The organism is Mesorhizobium sp. P3_A9 (assembly GCF_056402975.1).
Genome location: NZ_JBFUGJ010000581.1, coordinates 1 through 2,292, shown reverse-complemented (window position 1 = coordinate 2,292; position 2,292 = coordinate 1). Strand labels below are relative to the sequence as shown.

Here is a 2,292-nt window from a genome sequence, read left to right as displayed (position 1 = left end):
CCGACATCGGGCTTGGCCGCCAATCCGGCGGACACCCACAACCTCGGCTGGACCTTCAATTCCGGCACGCAGGCATTCGACTATCTTGCTGTCGGCCAGTCGCTGACGCTCACCTACACGGTCCAGAGCACCGACAACAATGCAGCCTCGGACACCCAGACCGTCACCGTCACCGTGAATGGCACAGACGACGTCAGTGCTACGTTGATTTCCTCCGTCGTGGACGGCGCCCAAGGAAACAACGCAGCGCCAAGCACCGTGAAGATAACGTTTGCTTCGGCGGTCAACGCGAATTTTGTGAATCTCTCGGACGTGATGCATGTCACCGGCCTGCCGAATGTCAGCGTGATCGCGGGGTCGGGAAGCTTCAATGCAGCCCACACTCAGTATACGTTCCAAGTCGACAAGGGCGCTGGAAGCAACAACGGCTCGTCCTACACGCTTAATATCGATAGCGGAGCATTCACGGACACCACAGGGCATACAAACGCAGCGAAAACCCAGTCAGGCCTCAAACCCGCAGGCACGTCCGGCGAGCCCATCAATCTCGCCCTGACCGATCCATCGCATGAAGGTGCACTCATCACCCTCACGGTGAAGGACGTGCCTTCGGGCTGGACGATCGACGGTGCGACCCACAATGCCGACGGAAGCTGGACGACACAGACCAGCGACCTGCACGGGCTGACCGTCACCACACCGGCCAGTTTCACCGGGGCAGCCGTGCTCGACGTCCAGATGACCTGGATCAACGCCGACGGCACGGTGGGCACAGCGTCGGTCGCCGACAATGTCGAGGCCTACGCTCCGGGTTCGCCGATCTTTGCCTGGTCCGGCGACGACGTGCTGACCGGCTCCCACGGCAACGATCTCTTTGTCTTCTCGCAACCGATCGGCGCCGACACGGTGCACAATTTCGATGCGGCCGCCGACCAGATCGATCTCATCGGCTACAACGGATTGGCAGACTTTGCCGACCTCCAGACGCATATCGCCGACGATGCCCATGGCAATGCGGTGATAACGCTCGGCGACGGACAGTCGATCACGCTGGACGGCGTGCACTCGGACGCGCTGACCGGCAGCAATTTCGTCTTCGACCAGACACCGGTAGTTAACAATTCCGGCACCATGACGATCGGCGACGGCGCTTTGCTGCCGCTCAGCGGCATTATCAACAACAGCGGTCTCATMTCGCTCGACTCGACCGGCGGCGATACGTTGCTGCAGGTCATCCAGCATGGCATGACCCTGCAGGGTGGCGGACAGATCCTGCTGTCCGACAGCGCCACCAACGTCATCTCCGGCACCGGGCCGGACGTCACTCTGGTCAATGTCGACAACACGATCTCCGGCGCCGGCCAGCTGGGCGGCGGGATGCTGAGCCTCGACAACAGGGGAACCATCATCGCCTCCGGCTCGAACGCGCTGGTCATCGATACCGGTGGCAGCGTCGTCATCAACTCCGGAACGCTGGAAGCAACGGGTTCGGGCGGCTTGACGGTCGCCGGCGGCCTGGCGAATTCAGGCATGCTCTGGGCCAATGGCGGCGACATCGTCATCCATGGCCAGGTTACCGGCGACGGCGATGCCACCATCGGCAATCTGTCGAAGCTCGAGTTCGGCGCCGCTTCGTCGACCGACGTCACCTTCGGCCACGACGCTGCCGGCACGCTGCAACTCGACGATTCCTTCGATTACAGCGGCCGGATCGGCGGCATCACCAATGATGACAGGCTGGACCTTAGGGACATCCTGTTCGGTGCGGGAACGACGGCCGTCTATCAGGCAAACCAGGATGGCAGCGGCGGAACGCTGACCGTTTCGGATGGCACCCATGGCGCCGCGTTGCATCTGGTCGGCAGCTATGATGCGAACGCGTTCAAACTTGCCGATGATGGCCAGGGCCATACCGTCGTTTCGTACAATCCGGCGGAATTCACGCTCACCGGCATCGGCGATGGGGCGATTTCAAACGACTTCGTGGTGTGAACCAAAAAGGGCCGCCGTCAGCGGCGGCTTACCTGACAAAGTATCGAGTGGGGTTCTGGAAGTGGATAGCAAGTCTCGAATTGTGAAGGATGCGCTTCGGGCATGCCGCCGCTATTTTCTGGTTGCGGCGGCATTCAGCCTGGCGATCAATCTGCTCTATTTGGCCTCCCCGCTCTACATGCTGCAGATCTACGACCGGGTTGTCACAAGCGGCAGCGAAACCACACTGGTAATGCTGACCCTGGTGTTGCTGGCGGCCTTTCTTTCGCTGGCAGGCCTCGACCTGGTACGCGCCTGGAT

The 2,292-nt window shown here is 61.4% G+C and carries 1 protein-coding gene and 1 pseudogene; both read left to right on the top strand.

What is annotated here, in order from left to right; genetic code table 11:
* On the top strand, positions 1–1,992 hold a 1,992-nt coding region (locus tag AC1DX0_RS34820; protein WP_477358932.1), incomplete at its 5' end, for a beta strand repeat-containing protein.
* 61 nt (positions 1,993–2,053) lie between these two features.
* Positions 2,054–2,292 (top strand): annotated as a pseudogene (locus AC1DX0_RS34815) (type I secretion system permease/ATPase); the annotation flags it as partial.